At 68.8% G+C, this 3,870-nt stretch carries 5 protein-coding genes; 3 read left to right on the top strand and 2 right to left on the bottom strand.

Translation table 11 applies throughout. The features are described from left to right. Together purM and ACK59X_RS05235 are read right to left on the bottom strand one after the other, a co-directional pair. A partial coding sequence (gene purM / locus ACK59X_RS05240) for a phosphoribosylformylglycinamidine cyclo-ligase (RefSeq protein WP_409955779.1) occupies positions 1-534 on the bottom strand: 534 nt, incomplete at its 3' end. A gap of 79 nt (positions 535-613) precedes the next feature. Then, positions 614-820 carry a hypothetical protein gene (locus ACK59X_RS05235; RefSeq protein ID WP_409955777.1) on the bottom strand — a complete coding sequence of 69 codons (207 nt, stop codon included), beginning with the start codon at positions 818-820 and terminating at the stop codon, positions 614-616. Positions 821-1,178: 358 nt separating this feature from the next. On the opposite strand from ACK59X_RS05235, the gene hda reads away from it, so the two are divergent. From hda to pcnB, 3 genes are all read left to right on the top strand, one after another. Further along, a complete protein-coding gene (hda, locus tag ACK59X_RS05230) occupies positions 1,179-1,877 on the top strand; it encodes a DnaA regulatory inactivator Hda (RefSeq protein ID WP_409955776.1) in 699 nt (232 codons plus the stop codon). A gap of 54 nt (positions 1,878-1,931) precedes the next feature. Further along, positions 1,932-2,636, top strand: coding sequence for an HAD family hydrolase (locus ACK59X_RS05225; protein WP_409955774.1), 705 nt, complete (start codon positions 1,932-1,934; stop codon positions 2,634-2,636). Next, positions 2,633-3,870 (top strand): polynucleotide adenylyltransferase PcnB (gene pcnB, locus ACK59X_RS05220; protein WP_409955772.1); only part of this gene is annotated, 1,238 nt, incomplete at its 3' end. The genes ACK59X_RS05225 and pcnB, both read left to right, overlap by 4 nt.

The raw sequence follows: 3,870 nt of genomic DNA, 5'->3' as shown, positions 1-3,870 counted from the left end.
CACGTCCTTGCCGGTGAGGATTTTGGATTTTTCGACCGCGCCGACGCAGAAGCCGGCCAGGTCGTATTCGCCGGCGGGGTACATGCCGGGCATCTCGGCGGTTTCGCCGCCGATCAGGGCGCAGCCGCTCAGCTCGCAGCCCTTGGCGATGCCGCCGACCACGGCAGCCGCCGTGTCCACGTCGAGCTTGCCGCAGGCGAAGTAATCCAGGAAGAACAGCGGCTCGGCGCCCTGCACCAGCACGTCGTTGACGCTCATGGCCACCAGGTCGATGCCCACGGTGTCGTGCATGTTCCACTCGAAAGCCAGCTTGAGCTTGGTGCCCACGCCATCGGTGCCGGACACCAGCACGGGCTCCTGGTAGCGCTTGGGCACCTCGAACAGCGCGCCGAAGCAGCCTATCCCCGACAGCACGCCTTCGCGCACGGTCTTCTTGCCCAGGGGCTTGAGGCGTTCGCCCCGCGCGTCGCCCGCGTCGATGTCAACGCCGGCGTCTTTGTAGGAGAGGGGGGTGGGGGTGGCGGAGGAGCTCATGGATGGAATGGTGCTGCGGGTAGGCCCGCACGGCGGGCTGGAATCCGGGGATTTTAAGGGGCATCGCCGCGCCTGCCCCTCAGCCTTGTTGCAACGGGGGCTTTGCGGCGGGCCCGGCCCGCAGCAGCACGCGGGCCAGCACCCGGGCGGCAAGGAGCATGCCTGCCTCGGAGACAGCCCCCACTCCGGATTGGTCCCACAGCCCCTGGGTGCGCGGCGCGGCGTGGCTTGTCCTGTCGGACAGCGCCCGGCCCTGGGCCGTGGCCCCTGCAATTCTTTCGACCATAGCCCGCTGAAAAGAGGGCCATGGGCAGGCCATGAATCCAGGGGCCCGGATGCCGGCGGGCAGGTGCTGGGAGCGGGGTGGTCAAGGGCTCGTGCCAGGGGGCCGCTTTCGGTGGTGAACAGGATGCGGCGGCACGGCACCGGCAGCAGACTAAAATCAGGCGTATTGTCGCTGCCGGGACTTTCCGCAAACTGCCCTTTGGCGCTGTGCGACAGGCCCCGTGCCACCTTGTTTCGCCGCAGTCACCTCCGGCCAGACCCCTTTCAATGCCACCTGTGATGCCGCTGCCTATTCTCTTTCCGCCCGCCGCCCGCGCTTGCGTTGCCATGGGCCCGTCTGCGCTGCCCGGAGGGCGCGCATGAAGCAGTTGGCGCTCGACATCGGACTGGCCACGGGCCCCACGCTGGCCCGCTTCTTCGCCGGCCCGAACGAGGCGGCTTTGCAACACCTGCGCCTGGCGGCCGGCGTGGGCAGCAGCCCGGCCACCCGCTCGCCCGTGCCCACCTACATCTGGGGCGAGTCGGGCAGCGGCAAATCGCACCTGCTCAAGGCCGTGCGCCAGGCACTGCGCGACGAGGGCGACGCCGTGGGCTGGCTCGACCCGTCCGAGGGTGAGCCGCCCGAGTTCGACGAGGCCTGGTCCGCCGTGCTCATGGACGATGTGCACCTGTACAGCACCTCCCAGCAGGCCATGGCCTTCAACTGGTTCGTCAACGCCATCAGCCCCGCCAGCGGCACCCAGCGCTGGGTGCTGGCCGCCGGCGAGCTGCCGCCGGCCGACCTGCCGCTGCGCGACGACCTGCGCAGCCGCCTGGGCTGGGGCCATGTGTTCCAGCTGCAGCTGCTGGGCGAGCCCGAGCGCCGCGCCGTGCTGCGCCAGGAGGCCGATGCACGCGGCGTGTTCCTGAGCGACGACGTCATGGACTACATGCTCAACCGCTTCTCACGCGACCTGGGCAGCCTGATGCAGTTGCTTGACCAGCTCGACGCCTACGCCCTGCGCGCCCAGCGCGCCATCACCATCCCGCTGCTCAAGGCAATGCTCGAGTCCGAATGATCCTGCGAACCTGCCGGCCCCCTTGCTCCCTCTGCACCCCCGGCACCTGATTGAATGACCACCCCTGAATCCCCGGCCACCCGCCCCCGGCTCGCACTTTTCGACCTGGACCACACGCTGCTGCCGCTCGACTCCGACTACGAATGGGGCGAGTTCACCATCCGCATCGGCTGGAACGACCCGGTCGAGTTCGCGCGCCGCAACGGCGAGTTCTACGCCCACTACCAGGCCGGCACGCTCGACGTGCACGACTATGTGCGCTTTGCCACCGAAGCCGTGCGCCTGCGCGGCCCCGAGGCGGCGGCCGCCGCGCACGAGCAGTTCATGCGCGAGGTGATCGGCCCGGCCATCAAGCCCCAGGCCCTGGCCCTGGTGCAGCAGCACCTCGATGCCGGGGACGAGGTGCTCATCGTCACTGCCACCAACGAGTTCGTGACCACGCCCATCGCCAAGGCGCTTGGCGTGCAGCAGCTGCTGGCCGTGCAGCTGGTGCGCGATGCCAACGGCTGGTACACCGGCGAGATCGACGGCGTGCCCACCATGCGCGAGGGCAAGGTCACGCGCATGGAGCAATGGCTGGCCGAGCGCCGGCTCGCCTGGGGCGACGTCGAGAGCACCTTCTACAGCGACTCGATGAACGACGTGCCCCTGCTCGAAAAAGTCGACCATCCCGTCGCCACCAATCCCGATCCGCGCCTGCGGGCGCTGGCCCAGGAGCGCGGCTGGCGCATACTGGACCTGTTTACTGCACACCCATGATCAAGAAGTTCATCGACAAACTGCTGGGCAAATCGACGCCCGGCACCTCGGGCGTCAAGCCGCATTTCGGCAAGCGCGAAGAGGTGCCCGCCACCGTGCACGGCATCAATCCCGAGCTGGTGGACCGCCGCGCGGCCGAGGTCGTGGCCACGCTCAAGCAGGCCGGCTACGAGGCCTACATCGTCGGCGGTGCGGTGCGCGACCTGCTGCTGGGCCTGCGCCCCAAGGACTTCGACGTGGCCACCAATGCCACGCCCGAGCAGGTCAAGGGCCTGTTCCGCCGTGCCTTCATCATCGGCAAGCGCTTTCGCATCGTGCACGTGGTGCACGGCCGGGGCCGCGAACACGAAGTGATCGAGGTCTCCACCTTCCGCGCCGACCTGGACAATGCCGCCGCTGGCCAGGTCGCCGGCAACGAAAAGACCAGCAAGCAGCAGCTGTCGGGCATGCAGCATGCCGTGGACGCCAGCGGCCGTGTGCTGCGCGACAACGTCTGGGGTCCGCAGGACGAGGACGCCACGCGCCGCGACTTCACCGTCAACGCCATGTACTACGACCCGGTGAGCCAGGTGGTGGTGGACTACCACAAGGGCATCCAGGACGCCAAGAAGAAGACGCTGCGCATGATCGGCGACCCCGCCACGCGCTACCGCGAAGACCCGGTGCGCATCATCCGCGCCGTGCGCTTCGCCGCCAAGCTCAGCGCCCTGGGCTTCACCATCGAGGCCAAGACGGCCGCGCCGCTGGTGCAGTCCCAGGCCCTGCTGGCCGACGTACCGCAAAGCCGCATGTTCGACGAGATGCTCAAGCTCCTGCAGACCGGCCATGCGATCGCCACAGTCGCCCAGCTCAAGAAGCTGGGCATGGCCAAGGGCATCTACCCGCTGCTGGACGTGGCGGTCGAGCGTGCCGACACCCCCTTCGTGAGCGCCGCCCTGGCCGACACCGACCGCCGCGTGGGCGAGGGCAAGCCCGTGGCCCCGAGCTTCCTTTTGGCCTGCGTGCTCTGGGAAGACGTGCGTACCGGATGGGAAGAGCGCCTGAAAAACCCGCGCCAGCATGCACTGCCCGCGCTGCAGGAAGCCATCGACGAGGTGGTCGACAAGCGCATCGGCGACGTGTCGGGCCGCCACCCCCTGCACCCCCACATCGCACCTGGCAGCGACGCCGTCAACCACATGGGGCTGGGGGACGCAGCTACGCCCAACCACGACGTCGCGCTGCGCCAGCTGCG

This window comes from Acidovorax sp., from assembly GCF_046339755.1.
GTDB lineage: Bacteria > Pseudomonadota > Gammaproteobacteria > Burkholderiales > Burkholderiaceae_C > Acidovorax.
The sequence above is the reverse complement of the archived record's forward strand: the minus strand, read 5'-3'. Positions and strand labels throughout refer to the sequence as shown.